This window comes from Pseudomonadaceae bacterium SI-3 (assembly GCA_004010935.1).
Classification (GTDB): domain Bacteria; phylum Pseudomonadota; class Gammaproteobacteria; order Pseudomonadales; family Pseudomonadaceae; genus Stutzerimonas.
Map to the genome: position 1 here is coordinate 4,097,566 of CP026511.1, position 20,193 is coordinate 4,117,758.

15 protein-coding genes are annotated in these 20,193 nt (G+C 61.5%); 7 read left to right on the forward strand and 8 right to left on the reverse strand.

The features are described from left to right. Window positions 1–125 precede the first annotated feature (125 nt). The 6 genes from C1896_19220 (at window position 126) to C1896_19245 (ending at window position 8,740) form a co-directional block, all read left to right on the forward strand. Window positions 126–1,640 (forward strand): histidine kinase, encoded by a 1,515-nt coding sequence (locus C1896_19220; protein ID AZZ46859.1) that lies wholly within the window; start codon window positions 126–128, stop codon window positions 1,638–1,640. Window positions 1,641–1,683: 43 nt separating this feature from the next. Beyond that, window positions 1,684–2,499 (forward strand): sulfurtransferase, encoded by an 816-nt coding sequence (locus tag C1896_19225; GenBank protein AZZ46860.1) that lies wholly within the window; start codon window positions 1,684–1,686, stop codon window positions 2,497–2,499. Window positions 2,500–2,510: 11 nt separating this feature from the next. Continuing rightward, entirely contained in the window at window positions 2,511–3,413 is a 903-nt protein-coding gene (psd, locus tag C1896_19230) for a phosphatidylserine decarboxylase (GenBank protein ID AZZ46861.1), read from the forward strand. 152 nt (window positions 3,414–3,565) lie between these two features. Continuing rightward, window positions 3,566–5,386, forward strand: a complete 1,821-nt coding sequence (locus C1896_19235; GenBank protein AZZ46862.1) for a molecular chaperone — start codon at window positions 3,566–3,568, stop codon at window positions 5,384–5,386. 61 nt (window positions 5,387–5,447) lie between these two features. Further along, the gene (locus C1896_19240) at window positions 5,448–7,514 is read left to right on the forward strand and encodes a ferrous iron transporter C (protein AZZ46863.1); all 2,067 of its coding nucleotides are present in this window, start codon (window positions 5,448–5,450) and stop codon (window positions 7,512–7,514) included. 152 nt (window positions 7,515–7,666) lie between these two features. Beyond that, window positions 7,667–8,740 (forward strand): alcohol dehydrogenase, encoded by a 1,074-nt coding sequence (locus tag C1896_19245; protein AZZ46864.1) that lies wholly within the window; start codon window positions 7,667–7,669, stop codon window positions 8,738–8,740. Window positions 8,741–8,791: 51 nt separating this feature from the next. Here C1896_19245 and serB read toward each other — a convergent pair whose 3' ends face one another. Beyond that, window positions 8,792–10,006, reverse strand: coding sequence for a phosphoserine phosphatase SerB (serB, locus tag C1896_19250; GenBank protein AZZ46865.1), 1,215 nt, complete (start codon window positions 10,004–10,006; stop codon window positions 8,792–8,794). Window positions 10,007–10,205: 199 nt separating this feature from the next. On the opposite strand from serB, the gene C1896_19255 reads away from it, so the two are divergent. Continuing rightward, entirely contained in the window at window positions 10,206–11,759 is a 1,554-nt protein-coding gene (locus tag C1896_19255) for a histidine kinase (GenBank protein AZZ46866.1), read from the forward strand. Between the two features lie 281 nt (window positions 11,760–12,040). On the opposite strand, the gene C1896_19260 is transcribed toward C1896_19255, so the two are convergent. The 7 genes from C1896_19260 to C1896_19290 form a co-directional block, all read right to left on the reverse strand. Further along, a complete protein-coding gene (locus C1896_19260) occupies window positions 12,041–12,733 on the reverse strand; it encodes a hypothetical protein (GenBank protein AZZ46867.1) in 693 nt (230 codons plus the stop codon). A 220-nt stretch (window positions 12,734–12,953) separates the two neighbouring features. Further along, window positions 12,954–15,203: a DNA topoisomerase IV subunit A gene (gene parC / locus C1896_19265; GenBank protein AZZ46868.1), complete on the reverse strand. Its 2,250-nt coding sequence runs from the start codon at window positions 15,201–15,203 to the stop codon at window positions 12,954–12,956. Continuing rightward, window positions 15,200–15,727 carry a TIGR02281 family clan AA aspartic protease gene (locus C1896_19270; protein ID AZZ46869.1) on the reverse strand — a complete coding sequence of 176 codons (528 nt, stop codon included), beginning with the start codon at window positions 15,725–15,727 and terminating at the stop codon, window positions 15,200–15,202. The genes parC and C1896_19270 overlap by 4 nt, the downstream gene beginning before the upstream one ends. Further along, the gene (locus C1896_19275; protein AZZ46870.1) at window positions 15,724–16,704 is read right to left on the reverse strand and encodes a DNA topoisomerase IV; all 981 of its coding nucleotides are present in this window, start codon (window positions 16,702–16,704) and stop codon (window positions 15,724–15,726) included. Before C1896_19275 ends, C1896_19270 begins: the two co-directional genes overlap by 4 nt. After that, window positions 16,701–18,587, reverse strand: coding sequence for a DNA topoisomerase IV subunit B (parE, locus tag C1896_19280; protein AZZ46871.1), 1,887 nt, complete (start codon window positions 18,585–18,587; stop codon window positions 16,701–16,703). Before parE ends, C1896_19275 begins: the two co-directional genes overlap by 4 nt. An 18-nt stretch (window positions 18,588–18,605) precedes the next feature. Continuing rightward, the gene (locus C1896_19285; protein ID AZZ46872.1) at window positions 18,606–19,223 is read right to left on the reverse strand and encodes an esterase; all 618 of its coding nucleotides are present in this window, start codon (window positions 19,221–19,223) and stop codon (window positions 18,606–18,608) included. Between the two features lie 143 nt (window positions 19,224–19,366). Then, the gene (locus C1896_19290; GenBank protein ID AZZ46873.1) at window positions 19,367–20,182 is read right to left on the reverse strand and encodes a 3',5'-cyclic-AMP phosphodiesterase; all 816 of its coding nucleotides are present in this window, start codon (window positions 20,180–20,182) and stop codon (window positions 19,367–19,369) included. Window positions 20,183–20,193 lie beyond the last annotated feature (11 nt).

Consider the following 20,193-nt stretch of genomic DNA (forward strand, 5'->3'; position numbering starts at 1 on the left):
CGCGCGATGTCGCACGATCTCGATTGGGGTCAGGCGGAAGGGCAGATGAAAAGAATTGTTCTGGTTATCGGAACTTTTGCGCCAGACTAAAGGCCATCCCGATGAAATGCTAGTTCGGCGGCGCCATGACTACGACACCACTCCCCCGCACGCTTGAAGCCTGGCTCAAGACGTTGGACGCCGTTGTCCTGCCGGCGGCTGCCGGTCCCTATGCCCGCGTGCAAAGGGCCTTGGGCGACAGCAGCCTTTCCATGCGCGAAATTTCAGACCTCATTCAGGAAAGCCCGGTCCTCGCACTTACCGTGATCCGCGAAGCCAACCGCAGCGCGGCATCAACCAGCAAACCGGCCGAGAGCCTTGAGGTTGCACTGAGCCGCATCGGCTTGAAGCGCGCCGAAGCCCTGTTCGCGAAAGTGCCCGCCGCGCAGCCAACCGATATTCCAGCGCCATTGCGGCAGTTGATGTTGATCAGCAGTCACGCCAGCCAGCAGGCAAACGGGTTGTTCGCCTCACGCCTCGCGCGGCTCTGGCAGGAGATCCACTGGAGCAGCCTGCTGTTCCTCTCGCCGGCATGGGCACTTGTCGCCGCGCACCCGCAGTTGCTGGAAGACTGGGAGCAGCGCGTTCTGGTCAAGCGCGAGCCCGCTCGCCAGGTCGAGCAGTCATTGCTCGGCGTCTCCTTGCTCGAGCTCTGCATTGCCACCGCCGAGCATTGGGGGCTGCCCGGCTGGATTGCCCAAGGCTACCGGCTCCTCAACGAACACCGGCGGATGCTGATCAAGGCACTGCATATCGCTCGCGATAATGAACACCCCTTGCACCAGCAACAAATGCTCGACGCCGACCCCGCACTGCGCCGCTGGCTCACCTTGCCGAGCAACACCATTATGCTCGCCAACGGCCTGGCGCTGTCGGCGCACCACAGCTGGAGCGGCATTCACAGCCTGCGCTGGCAGCGGCTCGCCGGGCTCTACCTTCAGGTCCCGCTCGCCGAATTGCAGCAAATGGCGCATCAGCAGGCGGTGGCCAGCGCCCGCGTGATCGGCCCAACCGAACTGTGGCATCCGGCCCAGGGCCTGCTCTGGCCATGGGAAAGCCTATTCCAGGTGGAAGAAGCCGCGAAACTGCCAGACACCGAAACCCTGGCCCAATGGCGCGAGCATTGCCGCGAGCTGCTCAGCGTCCCCTGCCCATTCGACAATGTGCTGCAACTCACTGCGACGGCCTGCAAAGCACTGACGTGCGCCGGCATGGAACGCGTTCTGTTGCTGCTGGTAGATCGCAAGCAACAGCGCCTGGTCGGCCAGCAGGCCGGCGGACTGCCAAACGAAGCAGCCCGGCTGACGCTCGATCCCGAGCAAAGCCAGGTGTTGCGCAGATTGCTGGAAAAACCAGCGTTATTAAGGCTCAAGCCGGATAACCTCGCCCAATTCACAGCGCTGTTGCCCGGCGCATTGAAAGCCCTGTTCCCCAGCGAACATGTCCTGTTGCGCTCCGTCGGCCTGGAAGACCGGGTGGTGATGCTGCTGGTGGTCGATCAGAACAATACCGCTTTCAGTGAGACGGGCGTGCAGGCCTTCACCAAGACGGTCCAGTGCATCGAGCGCGCCCTGGCGACGTTCAGCAAACGCGCCCGCTGATTTTTTCGCTAGACTGCTCCTTTCTGTCCGCTCGAGGCTTGCCGTGTCCGCCTTTTCCACCCTGCCGCTGGTAATCGAACCGGCCGATCTGGCCGAGCGCTTGAATGCTCCCGAGCTGATTCTGGTCGACTTGACCAGTGCGGCCCGCTACGCCGAGGGCCACGTGCCTGGCGCTCGCTTCGTCGATCCCAAGCAGACTCAGCTCGGCCAACCACCGGCGCCGGGGCAACTGCCCGGCAAACCTCAGCTGGAAGCACTATTTGGCGCGTTGGGGCATCGTGCCGACGCTGTCTATGTGGTGTACGACGACGAAGGGGGCGGCTGGGCCGGCCGATTCATCTGGCTGCTTGATGTCATCGGCCATTCCAATTACCACTACCTGAACGGCGGGTTGCACGCCTGGCTGGCAGAACAGCGCCCCCTGTCGCAAGACAGCCCTGTCGCTGCAGGCGGCCCGGTCCCCCTACAGTTGGACGAAACCCCTAGCGCGACCCGCGAGTATCTCGAAAGCCGGCTCGGTGCCGCCGACCTGGTGATCTGGGATGCGCGCTCGCCGGAAGAGTATCGCGGCGAGAAAGTGCTCGCAGCGCGCGCGGGGCATATCCCCGGCGCAATCAACTTCGAGTGGACCGCAGCCATGGACCCGGCACGCGCCATGCGCATCCGCGAAGACATCGCTGAACGGCTGGAAGCGCTCGGCATCACCGCCGACAAAGAAATTGTCACCCACTGCCAGACGCATCATCGCTCCGGCTTCACCTACCTGCTGGCCAAGGCATTGGGCTATCCGCGCGTCAAGGGATACCCTGGCTCCTGGGGCGAATGGGGCAATCTACCCGACACCCCGATCCAGCAATGAAAAGGTTATCCATGAAAGATCGCTTGTTTGTATTAAGCCAGTATCTGCTGCCACATCATCTGATTTCGCGCCTCGCCGGCTGTCTCGCCGAGTGCCGCCTGCCCTGGGTGAAAAACACGTTCATCAAGGCGTTCATTCGTCATTTTGGCGTGCCGATGCACGAAGCTCAGATCGAAGAGCCGACTGCTTTCGAACATTTCAATGCCTTCTTCACCCGCGCTTTGAAAGACGGCGCTCGCCCACTTGATCCGACACCCGCTGCGGTCCTCAACCCCTGCGATGGCGCCATCAGCCAGCTCGGCAAGATCGAGCAAGGGCGGATCTTTCAAGCCAAGGGTCACACCTACAGCGTGATGGAACTGCTCGGCGGCGATCACCAACGTGCCGCGCCCTTCATGGGTGGAGACTTCGCCACCGTATACCTATCGCCCAAGGACTATCATCGGGTGCATATGCCGCTGACCGGCACCCTGCGGGAGATGGTTTACATACCGGGCCGCATCTTCTCGGTGAACACCGTCACCGCTGAAGGCGTCCCGGAGTTGTTCGCTCGCAATGAGCGGGTGGTCTGCCTGTTCGATACCGAACACGGGCCAATGGCCATGGTATTAGTCGGCGCCATGATCGTCGCCAGCATCGAGACCGTGTGGGCCGGATTGGTTACGCCGCCCAAGCGCTCGCTCAAGACCTTTCACTATGACGAAGCAGCGCGGGCACCCATACGGCTGGAGAAAGGGGCGGAAATGGGCCGCTTCAAGCTCGGCTCCACTGTGATCCTGCTGTTTGGACCGGACCGGGTCAGCTGGGCTGAACACTTGGGGGCCTTGACGCCGGTCCGCATGGGGGAAGGGCTGGGCCAGGCGAAGTCGGAGGGTGACATCGTGGCGCCGCCACCGGTCTCACCTCAGGTCTGACACCGCCAATGGTCGGCGGACGCTGGCCAATTGCTCCGGGTTCGCTATGATTGCTTGCAACGATTGCATATTGATATCACGGCGTGGCGGGCCTCCCCAGTTCACCACCGCCGTTGGTGGTACGGCTGCAGGCATGCCACGGAGTTTATCGCTTGGATAACCAGAGCCAGCCATTACTGTTGCGTGTGTCGACGCCGAATTGCCAGGAGTTATCCTTCTGCGAACCCAACGTGCGCGGCGTCAAACGCTGGCTTTCCGGCCTGCCTAAGGCGAACCTCGGCGAGACCGCGCGACAGCTATACCAGGCCATGCGCGAGCTCAATCAGCTTCGCACGACCGCGGCCAACCGATTGCAGCTGCTCGAGTTGCTGCGACCAGAGATCCATTTCGTCTGCCGGGAACTGGAACGCTACTTCATCAACCAGCCTATCGTGCTCGGCGAACGCCCGCGCAAGGTGGCTAGCCTGTGCCAAGCACTGCACAACCATCTCGCGATTGGCTACAAATTGATCTCCGCCGAGCTGGCCCCACAGACTGGACGTGACCGCCTGCAGTTGCTCACCATTGCCCTGCAGCGGGCCATCCGCAGCCTTTGCGCAATGCTCGTGCGCTCCACCCAGCTCTACAGCCCGACGCCTGATGGCCTGTGGCTGGAGCTGCATCAGCTGTACGCAATAGCCGTCGCCCAAGGCATACACCGCACCCTCGTGCAGGACGAATTGTGCTATCAGGTTCCCGGCCTCAGTACGGAACAGAGCTACATCGTTGCGCTGATGCTGGGCAGCGCCCGCTGCAACCAGATGCGGCAGCAAGGTATCGGCCAACTCGCACAACTGCTCGAACCCTGGAGCGCCTTGGTCCAGCTGCAGGCTGGGTTGGGGCCGACCAGCCTGTTCGGCGTGTCCCCACGCATCGATGGTCCACCGCGCTATCGATCGATGTTTCCCGCCAACGAACGCTCCGATCTGCTCGGCATTGACCCGCATGCTCTGGTCAAAGCCATCCAGTCGCACCTGCAGTTGCCAGCCACCGAGAATAAAACGCTCGCCATCCCCGAAGGGTTGAATCCGGACCTATTGCAGCATTTGATTGCCGCCTGGGGTGACATCTCCGAGCGCAGCTTTCAACGCGCCCCGACAAAAGGGTCGATGACCCTGTGCATCGGCATGAGCGCATTGCATTACTACCTGGCAGGCCAGCGCCCGTTCGGCGAGCTGCTGAAACGCCCTGACGCGACTCGATCAGCTGTGTTCAAGCTGAACAATGCCGCACCTGACGTCTGGTCCGTGGCGTTCGACGCCCAGGTGGTCGTTGAAGAGGAGCGACTTCCAGAAGAGGACCACATTGAGTTCGTCCGCCCGGTTACCGCACCGTCCAAGGCGATCGAGGAAGACGAGGCCGCACAACCTAAAGCCGATAGCCCATTTTCAACATTCGAAGTGCAAAGGGTCGACCAGAGCCCAGGCGGTTACTGCCTGTCCTGGCCGGGCGAGGTCCCGGCCCAACTCCAGGCTGGCGAGCTGCTCGGCCTGCAGGACGCCACCAGCCAGACCTGGAGCGTCGCAGTGGTGCGCTGGGTCCGTCAGGTCCGCGGCAGCGGGCCGCAGATGGGCGTTGAACTCATCGCGCCCCAAGCACAGCCTTGCGGGCTTCGCCTGCTGCGCAAAACCGATCAGGGCAGCGAATATCTGCGCGCCCTGCTCCTGCCGGAAATCAGCGTGGTCTCGCGTCCGGCTACGCTGATCGTCCCCCGTTTGCCCTTCCAAGAAGGCCAGAAAGTGCAGATCAACCAGAACGGTGACGAGCACCGCGCGATGCTCTGTCGCCGGCAGGCGGGCACCAGCAGCTATAACCAGTTCGAGTATCAGCTGGTGGGCCTCACCGCCTCCCCCCAGGAGACGCCGATCACAGCGCGGGGCACCCAGGCGACTTCACGGGGTGAAGATTTTGACTCGCTCTGGAACACGCTGTAGATTGCCGATCACCGTTTTTTAGCCTTCACGCCCCTCTACGGCGCGTTCTAAAGCTGCAGCCATGGCCCCGCAAAAGAAAACCATCCGCCTGCTGATCCTCGAGGATTCGCAGAATGAAGCTGAGCGACTGGTCAGCCTGTTTCGTAACGCGGGCCAGGCGACGCGCGTTCATCGCTTGACCTCCAGCGAAGACTTAGCCGATGCACTGCAGCAGACCTGGGATCTTCTGATCAATGCGCCGTCCAGCGTCAACCTCGATCCTAGCGAAACCATCACAGCCATCCGCAAGCAAGCCAAGGATATTCCGATCATTCAGCTGATAGAAGGCAACGACGCCGATGCAATCACTGAAGCACTCGCGCTGGGCGCTCATGGAGCGCTACCGCAGGGCGAAGATGAATGGCTGATACTTGTTGCCAATCGCGAATTGGGGAACCTTGAGGAGCGTCGCGCGCGTCGCTCCTCCGAGGTGGCGTTGCGCGAAGCCGAGAAGCGCTGCCAGCTTCTGTTGGATAGCTCCGTAGACGCTATCGCCTACGTCCACGACGGCATGCATATTTATGCGAACCGGGCTTATCTCGAACTCTTCGGCTATGAAGATGTAGAAGAACTGGAATGCGTGCCGATGATCGACCTGGTTGCCTCTGTCGATCAGGGCGCATTCAAGAATTTTCTGAAGAACTATCAAAGTCTCCACGGCAGTGCCGAGCTCGCTTGCGGCGGTGTTCGCGCCGACGGCAGCAGCTTCAAGGCAAGCATGCATTTCTCACCAGCCAGCTACGATGGTGAACCCTGCATTCAAGCAGTCATCCGTGCAGAAAGCGACAATGCGGAACTGGAAAAGCTACGAGAAATAAGCAGTCAGGATCTAGTGACGGGACTCTACAACCGCAACCATTTCCTTGAGTCGCTAGACGGCGCGGTCGAGCGCGCCGTAAACGCCGGAAAGAGTTCGAGCCTCGCCTACATCCGCATCGATCGTTTCGCCAGCCTGCAAGCCGAGATTGGCCTGGGCGATTCGGATCGCTTGCTGGCCGAATTGGCGCAGCTGCTTCGCGCGCAGTTTACGGAGCAGGCGGAACTGGCACGCTTCAGTGACGATGCGTTCGCGGTACTCATGGCAGAGGCCACGCCAAAGCAACTCGAACAGCCCCTGACCGAGTTGCTACGCAAGGTCGAAGGGCATCTTTTCGATGTCGGCGGCCGCACCATTCAGACCAGCCTGAGTATCGGGGTCGCCGCCCTCGACGAACAGACTGCGAAAGCTCGGGACGTGATTGACCGCGCCCACCGCTGCGCCGAAGAGCTGACCGATGGCAACGCCCTGAGAACCTACGATCCGGCCCGCGAACTTGCAGCCGCCGCTAGCCGCGGCAACGTGCTCGCCATGCTGCAACAGGCGCTGGAAAAGAACAGCTTCCGCCTGCTGTTCCAACCGATCATCAGCCTCCGCGGCGATAGCCACGAACACTACGAAGTGTTATTGCGTCTGCTCGACCCAGAGGGCACCGAGGTTCCGCCGGGAGAGTTTCTCGATGCCGCTAAAGAGGCAGGATTGGCCACCAAGATTGATCGCTGGGTACTGCTTAACTCGATCAAACTGCTCGCCGAACACCGTAACAAGGGCCACAGCACGAGGCTGATGGTTCACCTGTCAGGACCCAGCCTGCAGGACCCATCACTTCTTGGCTGGCTTGGCGTCGCACTCAAGGCTTCCAAGCTACCGCCCGATTCGCTGGTTTTCCAACTTGACGAAAACGACGCCGTCGCTTACCTGAGGCAGGCCAAGGCGCTCACCCAGGGGCTTGCCGGGCTCGGCTGCCGCGTCGCCTTGAACCAGTTCGGCTGTGTGCTGAATCCGCTCAATACGCTCAAGCACCTCAACGCCGATTTCGTGAAGATCGATGGCTCCTATACCCAGGACCTGAGCCGCCAGGAGAATCAGGAAGCGCTCAAACAGCTCCTGGCACAGCTCCATGAACAGGCCAAGCAGACCATTGTGCCCTTCGTAGACAGCGCCACCGTCCTGGCCACGCTCTGGCAGGCGGGTGTCGGCTATATCCAGGGCCAGTACCTGCAGGGCCCGAGCCAGTCGATGGATTACAACTTTTCCTCCGACGAAGATTGATCCCCAGCAGCCGTGGCTCCATCGGTCGGCCGAATCGCCACGGCGAAAAGACCACGTCGACACCCGCGCGGCGCCGCAGGCCTTGATCTCTGTCAGCTCCGACCGCCAGGGTTGGACTAGAGTGTTCTGACCTAGCCTGCGAGGGATGCGTCATGACCATGATGAGAGCCGCCGCGTTCGTCGAACCCGGCCGAATCGAGCTTGTTGACAAACCTATCCCCGACGTCGGCCCCAACGACGCACTGGTGCGTATCACCACCACGACCATCTGCGGCACCGATGTGCATATTCTCAAGGGCGAGTATCCCGTTGCCGCCGGCCTGACCATCGGCCACGAACCCGTGGGCGTGATAGAGAAGCTAGGCAGCAACGTACAGGGCTACCGGGAAGGCCAGCGCGTCATCGCCGGTGCGATTTGTCCAAACTTCTCCTCCTATGCCAGCCAGGACGGCCTTTCCTCTCAGGACGGCGGCTGTGCTTGCCACGGCTACAAGCCGATGGGCGGCTGGCGATTCGGCAATACCATCGACGGCACCCAGGCCGAGTACGTACTGGTCCCGGATGCTCAGGGCAACCTGGCGCCGGTCCCCGACGGGCTAACCGACGAGCAGGTACTGATGTGCCCCGACATCATGTCCACCGGATTCGCCGGCGCCGAAGCCGCCAGGATCAAAATCGGCGACATAGTGGCCATCTTCGCCCAGGGACCGATCGGTCTCTGTGCCACCGCCGGGGCACGCCTGCGGGGTGCCGGGATGATCATCGCCGTCGACGGTGTCGATGCGCGCCTGGACATTGCACGGCAAATGGGTGCTGACGTGACGTTGAATTTCAAACAAACGGATGTAGTCGAGGAAATTCTCCGGCTCACCGGTGGCAGGGGCGTAGACGCCTCCATCGAAGCACTAGGGCAACAGTCCACCTTCGAGAGCGCCTTACGCGTGCTCAAGCCTGGCGGCACGTTGTCTAGCCTGGGCGTGTATTCGGCCGACCTCACCATTCCGCTTGGTGCCTTCCATGCCGGTCTCGGCGACCACAAGATCGTCACCTCGCTGTGTCCAGGAGGGAAGGAACGGATGCGGCGGTTGCTGAACGTGGTGGCCTCGGGACGGGTAGACCTTGCCCCTTTGGTGACCCATCACTATGCCCTCGACGACATCACCAGCGCCTATGAGCTGTTCGCCAATCAGCGCGACGGGGTGCTCAAAGTGGCGATAAAGCCATAAGGCAAGCCTTAGCTGGAAGCTAAAGCCTCAACCGCTCAGCTTCCAGGCTGTTTATTCCGTTCCTTCACGGTCCCGGTAGCCAAGCAGGTAGAGAATCCCGTCCAGCCCCAGTGTCGAGATCGCCTGCTTGGCCGACTGTTTGACCAGTGGTTTGGCGCGAAAGGCGACACCCAACCCCGCCAATCCAAGCATCGGCAGGTCATTGGCGCCGTCGCCAACGGCGATGGTCTGCTCCAGCCTCAAACCTTCCCGCTCAGCCAGCTCGCGGAGCAGATCGGCCTTGCGCTGTGCGTCGACAATGGGCTCCTGAGCGACACCGGTGAGCTTGCCATCGACAATCTCCAGCTCATTGGCGTAGACGTAATCGATGCCCAGTCTGGCTTGCAGCTGTTTTGCAAAATAGGTGAAGCCACCTGACAGGATGGCTGTCTTGTAGCCGAGGCGTTTTAGCTCGGCGAAAAGCAGCTCAGCGCCTTCAGTGAGCCTGAGCCGGGCGCCCACCTCTGCCAATGCGCGCTCCTCTAGGCCTTCGAGCAATGCCAGGCGCTCCCGGAAGCTCGCGCGAAAGTCCAGCTCGCCGCGCATCGCGCGTTCGGTGATCTCCGAAACCTGATCGCCAACGCCTGCCACCTTGGCCAACTCGTCGATGACTTCCGCCTCGATCAGCGTCGAGTCCATGTCGAACACCGCCAGCCGGCGATTGCGACGGAAAACCGAGTCACGCTGAAAAGCGATGTCGACGTTGAGCTCCTGCGCCACGCTGAGAAACTCAGCGCGCAGCGCTGCGGTATCGGCAGGCTCGCCGCGAACCGAAAATTCGATGCAACCCTTGCCCAGCTCTTCCGGCATGTCCAGTGGCTGGCGGCCCGAAAGACGGTCTATGTGGTCGATGTTCAGGCCGTACTTGGCGGTGATCGAGCTGACTCGCTGCAACTGCTCGGCAGTCACCTTACGGGTCAAAAGGGTAACAATGTGCCGGGGCTTACCCTGCCCGGCCACCCACTGCTGGTAATCCGCCTCCGCGACGGGTGTGAAGCGCACCTGCTGATCATGTTTGTAACCCATGAACAGCACATCCTTGAGTACAGAAGAAGCACGTTCGGTATCAGGTATTTCCACCAAAATGCCAAACGACAGGGTGTCGTGGATCACGGCCTGACCGATATCCAGGATATTCACACCACCTTGAGCGAGTACGCCGGTGATTGCCGCGGTCAGCCCAGGGCGGTCTTCCCCAGTGATGTTAATCAGGACGATTTCGCGCAAGGCGTAGCTCCTATGCAAAGAAGACGGGCATTCTATATCAGCATGACGGCCGCTGAACGCTGCAGCGACGCACCAGTCTCCAATCCACATTTGCTTTTGGCGCGTCTGCAATTCGTCTGCTTTGACCGAGCGACCTTTAGCCCCCACAGCGCTTTCCGTATACTGCGCGCCACTTTCCTAAAGAGTAGAGCCGCGCTCTGTGAACCGGCCCGCATCCGTCAAGCCCGACAATTTCTTCCTGCTCATCTATCGTGCATTGCGCCAGCGTCGTGTTCCGCTGGTTCTGCGGGTAGCCAGCCACACACTGCTGCTCGTCGCGCTGGCCTTGATCATCTACGCCTGGGTCATGGGCATGCAATTCAAGCATGCGATGGAACAGCAGGCCGATGCCCTTGGCCAAAGCCTGATAACCCAGACGGCCGCCTCGGCGACGGATCTGCTGGTGGCCAACGATATCCTTAGCCTCAATGTCCTGCTAAGCAACCTGGTGAAGAACCCGCTGGTGGCGCACGCGGCGATCTACAGTGTCGACAACCGCGTGCTGGCGGAGTCGGGTACCCGCCCGCAGCGAAGTCTGTTGGGCGACGAGGAAGGCCTCTATTCCACTCCCATCAGTTTTCAGGAGGTGATCGCCGGACATCTGCGCATCAGCCTCGACATGCAGCAGTTCCAGCAGCCAATGACGATCAGCCTGCAAAGCATGGGGTTGCTCAGTCTAATCCTGCTAGCGCTAACCCTGACGCTCAGCATGCGCCTGGGCCGGCAGCTGTCCCTACCCCTGATGCAGTTGCGCCTGTGGTTGCGCGACCCCGATGACCCAGCGCCTGGCGCAGGCCGGCAAGATGAAATTGGTGAATTGGCGCGGCAGCTGCAGGCACGCCTGGTGCCAGAAAAGCCAGAGCCGGAAATCGAGCTGGACGACAGCATGCAGGATCTCTATTCGGCACATTTCGAGGTGCCTGCCCCGGCTGCGGTCAAAGAGTACGACCGTTCCGACGTGGATCTTCAGGACCATCTCGACGAATCGGCTGAGAGTCTGGCGACCGACGATCATGCTACCGATGAGTCGTTCGACGACGACTTCGACGACGACCCTCCATTCGATGAGCCCAAACCGCAGCCTGCGCCTGCCCAAGCTCCGGCAACGATCATTCCCGCAGCCCCAGCCATCTCAGGCAAAAGTGGCGTGCTGGCGATTCAGCTCGGCGCCCAAGAGCAATTGCGCCGTCTGCCACGCGCGCGGCTTACCGAGCTCCTGCAGCGCTATAGTGACTGCCTGCAGCAGGCAGCGACCTTGTATCAGGCCGAACTGCATACGCTCAACGATGGCAGCAGCCTGATGTTGTTTCACAGCCAGGACGATGAGCAGAACTACCTGACCCACGCGCTCTGCTGTGGCGAACTGATGCGCGCGCTTGGGCACGCGTTGCAGATCGAAGTGGCCGATAGCGGTATCACGCTACAGCTGCAGCTTGGATTGACCCAGGGTGAAGGACTGTACGACCTTAGCCAGGGCGACCTTCTTCTGAGCGAGCCCGCGCAAGCAGCGCTCGCCATGTCTCAACACAGCCGCAACCTGTTGTTGGTCGAACGAGGGATTGGCGAAGACAGCCTGATTCGCCAGCGTGCGCGTATCCGTCCCATTGCGAGCCCAGAAGGCGCCTGTTGCGTCGAGCGATTGCTCGAGCCTTACCCGTCACTATTGGAGCGCCAGCTCGCTCGCATGCACGAGCTGCGCAACCGCATCAGCTGACACCAGCGATCACAATTCGGGCCCGCTTCGCGGCCGTGAGTCCGTATCTGACAGCAGTGGTCGGCACCCGCGTTGTGTCGGCGGGCCCATTGCCGGCCAGCTGCCCAGTGGCTCGAGGCAGCCGCGGTCAACGGACATGCAAGCTTCAGCCATGCCGGTCCGGCAATACGCATTAGCGGCCCTACCCGCGAAAGATCTTCGAATTGTGGGCACCGCGCGCTGCCACTAGGAAACGCCCCGGTCAGCGCAAGGGTGTGCAAACAGACGCTTTAGCAAATCGTCTAGAAGCGAAACACTTCCAGATCGGTCCTGATCGGCTCCACCGCCGGGATTGCCGGTGCGGCGGGCTTGCTCGGCGCTTTGTTGACGCTGTGTTTGGTGCGCGCCTTGGCCACCGTCATCGGCTCAACCGCGCCTGCCATCATCTCGCTAAGTCGTCGCAGGAGCAGGCTCTGCGCCCGCACCTGATCGGTTGCGCTGCCTTGATGCACCTCTTGCAAGCGAACCAGCCGGCTGCTCTTGCGCTTACCCTGCCCGTCCAACAGGCGCCACTGAGCCTCCAGCACAGCAGGATGCTGAGGGCCGGAGTCCAGGCGGGTGATCTCGAGTTCGATCTGTACCTCAGGGGTGAAGCCCTTGCTGCCAGGGCTCAGCTCCAGGCTCTGAGTCTTCAAACGCGAGGCCAACTGGCGCAACAGCAGTTGACTGATGTCGCCTTGTAAACTTCCAGCCCAGCGCGCCTGCTGGCCGTCTGCGGCCAGGCTGCCGTCCGGCAGCCGCTGCAGCAAGACATCGTGCTGCAGATAATCGGCCAACTTGATCGGCCCTAGCAGAACTGCCGCGCCATCTGCTGCTTGCGCTGGCATTTCCACGTTGCCGTTGTCAAGTCGATACATTGGCACAGGCTGGGTGACACAGCCGGCCAGGCTGGCACAGGCAAGTAGCAAAACAGTTGTGAAGCGTTGCACGTTCATCTCTACCTTTGCACTGGGCTTGGGCGACGCGAAAGGCGGCTGGCGCCTGTCTGCGCCACTGCCATCGTTTACTGTCAGCCACCGTGCTGATTGTCTTTAGCTGGCGACGTGGTCGGAAATTGCCGGCGCCGCCTTGCAAAATCGGAGAAATCGGAAGGCCGCTATCTTCCGCGAAACGCCCAGCAGAAGCCAGCCTCTACGACTTCTCCGGCCAAGCAACTTACTCGACCAGCAGCGCGTCCACTCGCTGGAAGCCGCGCGGCAGCTTGTTGCCCCGCCGCCCGCGCTCGCCCTTATAGTGTTCCAGGTCATCACTCTTCAGTGAAAGGGTACGTTTGCCAGCCTGCAAGACCAGCGTGCCCCCTTCCGGCAGCACAGCGAGATCTGTCAGATACTCCTCGCGGCTGGCGACCCGATCACCCGGAATACCGATGATCTTGTTGCCTTTGCCCTTGCCCAGCTGTGGCAGGTCTCGAACCGGAAATACCAGCAAACGCCCTTCGGTCGTGACGGCGGCCAGCCAATCCTGGTCGCGGCTTTTCAACGGCCGCGGCGCGACGACTCGCGCACCGGCCGGTAGCGACACCAGTGCCTTGCCTGCCTTGTTCTTAGCTTGCAGATCCTCACCTTTAACCACGAAACCATAGCCAGCATCCGACGCGATCACGTACAGCGACTCGTCATCCGGCAACAGGACGCATTCGAAACCGGCTCCGGGTGGCGGCGTCAGGCGGCCTGTCAACGGCTCGCCCTGGCCGCGCGCCGAGGGCAGCGAATGGGCCGGGAGCGAATAGCTGCGCCCGGTCGAGTCGATGAACACAGCGTACTGATTGGAACGGCCTGCTGCGGCGGCCTTGAAGCCATCACCCGCCTTGTACGACAGCCCGGTGGCGTCGATATCGTGCCCCTTGGCGCAGCGTGCCCAACCCTTCTCCGAGATCACCACGGTGACGGGCTCGGCGGGCAGCAGTTCATTTTCCGACAGCGCGCGGGCTTCGGCTCGCGCAACAATGGGCGAGCGACGGTCATCGCCGTAGGTCTCGGCGTCGGCGATCAGCTCCTTGCGCACCAGCTTTTTCAGCTTGGCTTCGCTGCCGAGCAGTGCCAGCAGCTTCTCGCGCTCCTTGGCCAACTCGTCCTGCTCGCCGCGGATCTTCATTTCCTCCAGCCTAGCCAACTGGCGCAGGCGGGTGTCGAGGATGTAGTCGGCCTGTAGCTCGGACAGTTCGAAGCGTGCCATCAAGACAGGCTTGGGCTGATCCTCGGTCCGGATGATGTGGATCACCTCGTCGAGGTTGAGAAAGGCGACCAGCAAACCTTCCAACAGATGCAAGCGCCGTTCGACCTTGTCCAGGCGGAACTGCAGGCGACGGCGCACGGTACCGATGCGATAGGTCAGCCACTCGCTGAGCAGCACCTTGAGATTTTTCACCTGCGGTCGGCCATCGAGGCCGATGACGTTGGTGTTGACCCGGTAGCTGGATTCCAGCTCGGTGGTGGCGAACAAATGCTGCATCAGCTCGTCGGCATCGACCCGATTGGAGCGTGGGATGATGACGATCCGGCACGGGTTCTCGTGATCCGATTCATCGCGCAGGTCGGCCACCATCGGCAGTTTCTTCGCCTGCATCTGTGCGGCAATCTGCTCCAGAACCTTGGAGCCGGACACCTGATGCGGCAGCGAGGTGACCACGATATCGCCGTCCTCGACGCGATAAACCGCTCGCATGCGCACCGAACCGCGGCCGGTTTCGTAAATTTTCAACAGGTCAGCACGCGGCGTGATGATCTCCGCCTCGGTCGGGTAGTCCGGCCCCTGCACATGTTCGCAGAGCTCTTCGACAGTGGTCTTCGGATCATCCAGCAAACGCACGCAGGCGGTGGCCACTTCGCGCAGGTTGTGCGGCGGTACGTCCGTCGCCATGCCGACGGCAATTCCTGTGGTGCCATTGAGCAGCAGGTTGGGCAGACGCGCAGGCAAGGTTGCCGGCTCGTTTAGGGTGCCGTCGAAATTAGGCACCCACTCCACGGTCCCCTGCCCGAGCTCGGTCAGCAACACTTCGGAGTAGCGGGACAGCCGTGCTTCGGTGTAACGCATGGCGGCAAACGACTTGGGATCGTCCGGCGCGCCCCAGTTACCCTGACCGTCGACCAGCGTGTAGCGATAGCTGAACGGCTGGGCCATCAGCACCATCGCCTCATAGCATGCAGAGTCACCGTGAGGGTGGAACTTGCCGAGCACGTCACCCACAGTACGCGCCGACTTCTTGTGCTTCGAATCGGCGTTCAGCCCCAGCTCGCTCATCGCATAGATGATGCGCCGCTGCACCGGCTTGAGTCCGTCACCGATATGAGGCAGTGCGCGATCCATGATCACGTACATCGAATAATTCAGGTAGGCCTGCTCGGTGAAGTCGGCAAGGGAGCGACGCTCCACGCCGTCCAGGCTCAGGTCGATAGTTTCACTCATGGTCGATCCGTGGCGTGTTGGCGCAGCACCAGGGTGCCGGCGCGCTGGGTGAATTCGAGTTGTTTCAGGGCGCTCATGCCGAGCAATATCTGCTCACCGCCAAAGCCGGGCGCCACGATGGCACGTACGTCGTGCAGCCGGATGTCGCCAAGGGCCAGGCTGTCCAGCACGGTGCGGTAACCGGTGGTCTGCCCATTGGCGGTCTGCAGCATCACCGGAGCACCGCGAGGCAGGCCGAGGCGGTCGCCCACTTTGGCGGGAACTGCAACATCGGTGGCGCCGGTATCCAATAGAAAGGTCACTGTCTCGCCATTGATTCGGCCATCGGCCACAAAATGCCCCTGCGGGTTGCTATCCAGGTGTACCTCGATCTGTTCGCCTTGGATGACCGACACCGGCTCGCGATTGGGGTTGAAACGGCTCAGCTCCCAATCAGAGAAAAACTGCGTGGCCAGAAACAGCCCCGCCCCCCACGCCAAGACCAGCATGATGCGCCCGGCGCGACGCCCGGCAGGCTGGCTCACTGCTTGGCACTCCACCCACCCTTGGGCGCGGCAAAGCGCCAGACGACGGGACGCTTTTCGCCATCTGCACGGGTAAGCTCATTGTTGTCGATCCCGACCCATGCACCTTCCGCATCGACCCAGAGTGCTTCGGCATTGCCATACGGGGTGTCGTAGCGGCGCGGGTCAGCCATCGCCGTGTCCGCGTAGGACCAACATGCCTCACGCTCCCCGTTTTCCAACTTGCGGCGACAGATCTGATGCGCCACCGGCTCGAGCGTGAACAATTTATCGCTATGAAACGTGAGCCCGGAAAAACGCCGCGGCTGGGTGGCTTCATCCATCGCGGACGGTGTTGGATCGCGTCCGCCGCCGACCATCAATACGCAGCCACCGGTACAGCGCCAGCTGTTCTGATTGCGATGGGTCACCATCAGACCTCGGCGACTGTGCTCTGCCGCCAGCCACAGCCGATCGGCGCCAGGATCGACCGCCACGCCTTCGAACATGGCGTTGAACTTGAGCAGCATTCCGCTGGCCCGCGCTTGACGCACCACCGCAACAGGCAAGCTGAGCCACTCGGCAGTGCCTGCCGGACTGACCCGTAGCACCGCCGCATGCGCTTCGCTGACCAGGTAGCGATTGCCCAGGCTGTCGCAGCTCAGGCCTTCGAAATCCATCTCTCCACCGCGCAACATGCCAGTGAAGGCGGAGCGCACACGTACACCCCACGACAGCCCAGTATTCGGCACCGGAGGCAACTCGAAACGCTCGGCCTCGGCCTGCCAGACGGTATCGCTGGCGTCGAGGCGGTACAGCACATTGTCCTCTCGGTCGGATACCGCCCAGAGCGCATCACCGCACCAGGCCAGCCCGGAGAGATTACCCGCAGCGATCCCTTCGACGGGATGCTCGCTGACCATTGTCAGTTCGGGCGCGGCGGCTGCCGAAAACGGCACTGCCAGCGCGACCAGCAGCGCCATCCAGCGAGCACTCAAAGCAGCACCTCCGCAAGATTGCCCTTGGACTCCAGCCAGCTTTTGCGGTCACCTGCGCGCTTCTTGGCCAACAGCATGTCCATGATTTCGCGCGTGCCGTCGAAATCATCCAGCGTCAACTGCACCAGCCGGCGGGTGTTAGGGTCCATGGTGGTTTCTCGCAGCTGAGGCGGGTTCATCTCACCCAAACCCTTGAAGCGCGTTACCTGCGGCTTGCCGCGGCGCTTTTCCGCCAGCAGGCGATCCAGGATGCCGTCACGCTCGGCTTCGTCGAGCGCATAAAAAATATCCTTGCCGAGATCGATGCGGTACAGCGGCGGCATGGCCACATAGACATGACCAGCATCCACTAGCGGGCGGAAATGACGAACGAATAGCGCGCAGAGCAGCGTAGCGATATGCAGACCGTCCGAGTCAGCATCAGCGAGGATGCAAATCTTGCCGTAGCGCAGCTGGGAGATGTCGGCCGCGCCCGGATCGACCCCGATGGCCACGGCGATGTCGTGCACCTCCTGACTGGCCAGCACCTCACCGCCGTCGACCTCCCAGGTATTCAGGATCTTGCCGCGCAACGGCATGATTGCCTGAAACTCCTTGTCGCGCGCCTGCTTGGCGGAACCGCCGGCGGAATCACCCTCGACTAGGAACAACTCGGAGCGCGCCGGATCCTGCCCGGCACAGTCGGCCAGTTTGCCGGGCAGTGCCGGTCCCTGGGTGACACGCTTGCGCTCGACCTTCTTGCTTGCCTTGAGCCGTCGTCCGGCGTTACTGATAGCCAGCTCGGCCAGCTGCAAGCCCAGCTCGGGATGGGCGTTGAGCCAGAGACTGAAGGCATCCTTGACCACGCCAGAAACAAACGCAGCGGCCTCGCGCGACGACAGACGTTCTTTGGTCTGACCAGAAAACTGCGGCTCCTGCATCTTCGTCGAGAGCACGAATGCGATCCGCTCCCAGACGTCCTCTGGCGCGAGCTTGACGCCGCGCGGCAGAAGATTTCGAAACTCGCAGAATTCGCGCATGGCATCCAGCAGCCCCTGGCGCAGGCCGTTGACGTGGGTGCCGCCTTGCGCGGTGGGGATCAGGTTGACGTAGCTTTCCTGGACACTGTCACCGCCTTCCGGTAGCCACAGCAAGGCCCAGTCGACTGCCTCCTTGCTGCCAGCCAGACTGCCGCAGAAGGGCTCGTCAGGTAACCGAGCGAACTCGCTGACGGCGTCGACGAGATACGAGCGCAGGCCGTCTTCGTAGTGCCATTCGGTCTTCTCACCGGTGCTCTTATCCTCGAAGCTGACATTCAGTCCCGGACAAAGCACGGCCTTGGCCTTGAGCACATGCTTGAGCCGGCTGATGGAAAACTTCGGCGAGTCGAAATACTTGGGATCGGCCCAGAAATGCACGCTGGTGCCGGTGTTGCGCTTGCCAACGGTTCCGATGATGTCCAGCTCACTAGCCTTGAAGCCATCGGCGAACGCCATGCGGTACTCGCTGCCCTCACGCTTGACGGTCACCTCGACACGGGTCGACAACGCGTTAACCACGGAAATACCGACGCCGTGCAAACCGCCGGAAAACTGATAGTTCTTGTTCGAGAACTTGCCGCCGGCGTGCAGCTTGGTGAGGATCAGTTCGACACCCGAAACCCCCTCTTCCGGATGGATGTCCACCGGCATGCCACGACCATCGTCGATCACCTGTAGCGAATTATCCTGGTGCAGAATCACCTGGACCGAGCTGGCGTGGCCCGCCAAGGCTTCATCGACACTGTTGTCGATGACTTCCTGGGCGAGGTGGTTGGGCCTCGAGGTGTCGGTGTACATGCCTGGTCGCTTGCGCACCGGATCCAGGCCGGAGAGGACTTCAATGGCTTCGGCGGTATAAGACATGTGCGTCTCGTGATGTCCTTATAGATCGGAAAAATCGACGTCTGCAAACAGCACCGGATCGAAGCCGGCAAACGCCAGCAAGGCAGGAAGCCGCTCGGAGAATCCCTGGAAACCGTGATCACCGCCGGCTTGGATGCGCACGGCACAGCCCCTATAGAAATCGGCCGCATGGCGGTAATCCAGCGTCTCGTCGCCTGTCTGCAACCAGACCTGATAGCGTTCGGCATCTTGCGGCGACGGCACTTCCAGCTCAGCTAGCGCCGTGACATGGTCTTCAGTCAGCTCCCAGACCTCACCGCTATAGAGGTTGGTCTGAGGCCCGAGGTAGCCATCGAAACGGCAATGAGGCGTCACGGCCGGATTGATCAGCAGGGCCTTCAGCCCGTAGCGTTCGGCGAGATGGGTTGCATAGTATCCGCCGAGGGAGCTGCCGACCAGCAGGGGCCGCCCCAACTCGGCGATAGCCTTCTCGAGCTGCGCAATCGCCTGACGGGGGTGATGATGCAGCGCCGGCACCTGCAGCGAGGCGGTCAGGCCCAGGCGACTCAGCGCCGCCGTCAACTGGCTGGCCTTTTGCGACAGCGGTGAACTGTTGAGGCCATGCATATAGAGAATGGTGGGCTGGTCGCGGGTCATGCTGATTCGCTGGGCTGACAAAGGATGGGAAGGCTACTAGGCGAGGCGCGCAAGCTGCAAGCTGCCAGGGAAGCGGGAGGCCGCCCGGCAAACAAATGAGTCTGGTGTTAAGTCAGCGCCAAATGACTTAGGGCTTTGAACTATCAATACCCTTTGACGCTGTAGTCGACTACGAAGTCGGTGCCGACCACTCGCGACACACCTGTCTCGAGCTTGCCGTCGGCATACAGCCGCAGCCAACGGTAGCCTGGTGCGAGTGTATCGACTTGGAAGTCCTCGCTGCCGGGCGTGAACTGCACCCCTGTCGACGGCGTGGCTAGCAAGCGAACACCACGACGCTCGCTATCGAATGCCTGGTGAATATGCCCCCAGAGCAACGCTTTGACGCAGCTGAAACGGTCCAGCACTTCGAACAGCGCCTCACGGTTGTGCAATCCAATGCTGTCCATCCAGCGACTGCCAATCGAAACGGGGTGATGATGCAGGCAGACTAGGTGAGGCCGTTCCGGTGACTGCTGCAGGGTTCGCTCCAGCAAGTCCAATTGATCCTCACGCAGCATGCCGAAGACCGCGCCCGGCACCAGCGTATCGAGCATGACGACCCGCCATGCACCGATATCAAGCACAGGCATCATCATTTCGCTGCCACGGACGGCCTCTTGCATCGAGGTCAATTCATCATGGTTGCCCGGGCACCAGCGCACCGGCGCATCGATACGCTCGGACAACTGGCGAAACCGCTTATAGGAGGCAAGTGAGCCGTCCTGAGAAAGATCACCTGTCGCCAACATCAGGTCGATACGAGGCTGCTCATCGAGAACCAGATCGACGACACGCTGCAGACTCTCAGCCGTATCCATGCCCAACAGCTTGCCGCCTGATTCGGCGAACAGGTGGCTATCGGTCAGTTGTACGAGCAATACCGAGTCGTTTTCAACAGTGAGCGGCGCAGCAGCCAAGACCCGTCTCC

Coding starts and splice junctions, on each gene's coding strand:
- C1896_19220 (AZZ46859.1), top strand. CDS start 126: ATGACTACGACACCACTCCCCCGCACGCTTGAAGCCTGGCTCAAGACG.
- psd (AZZ46861.1), top strand. CDS start 2,511: ATGAAAGATCGCTTGTTTGTATTAAGCCAGTATCTGCTGCCACATCAT.
- C1896_19240 (AZZ46863.1), top strand. CDS start 5,448: ATGGCCCCGCAAAAGAAAACCATCCGCCTGCTGATCCTCGAGGATTCG.
- C1896_19245 (AZZ46864.1), top strand. CDS start 7,667: ATGACCATGATGAGAGCCGCCGCGTTCGTCGAACCCGGCCGAATCGAG.
- C1896_19260 (AZZ46867.1), bottom strand. CDS start 12,733: ATGAACGTGCAACGCTTCACAACTGTTTTGCTACTTGCCTGTGCCAGC.
- parC (AZZ46868.1), bottom strand. CDS start 15,203: ATGAGTGAAACTATCGACCTGAGCCTGGACGGCGTGGAGCGTCGCTCC.
- parE (AZZ46871.1), bottom strand. CDS start 18,587: ATGTCTTATACCGCCGAAGCCATTGAAGTCCTCTCCGGCCTGGATCCG.
- C1896_19285 (AZZ46872.1), bottom strand. CDS start 19,223: ATGACCCGCGACCAGCCCACCATTCTCTATATGCATGGCCTCAACAGT.